The following is a 228-nucleotide window of genomic DNA, read 5'->3' as shown; positions in this document are numbered from 1 at the left end:
ACATCTGCGGCTGCGTAACAACGGGTATCGGTGCTGTCATCAATACGGCCAAGTTCGAAATGGGCGCGATAGCCATCGTCTTCGGACTTGGCGGTATCGGCCTCACCGTCATCCAGGGCCTGCGGCTTGCCGGTGCCGACATGATCATCGTTGTCGATCTCCACAACGACAAGAGGGAATGGGGCGAACGCTTCGGCATGACGCATTTCGTCAATCTGGAAGAGGTTG

1 protein-coding gene is annotated in these 228 nt (G+C 57.0%); it reads left to right on the top strand.

Going from position 1 to position 228, the window contains the following annotated elements; translation table 11 throughout:
* Positions 1 to 228: zinc-binding dehydrogenase (locus ACPYOJ_RS37320; RefSeq protein ID WP_481420677.1), on the top strand; the 228-nt coding region annotated here is incomplete at both ends.

Source organism: Rhizobium sp. SVR5-9E, from assembly GCF_056755095.1.
Note: the sequence above shows the minus strand (reverse complement) of the source record. Positions and strands in the feature narration are given on the sequence as shown.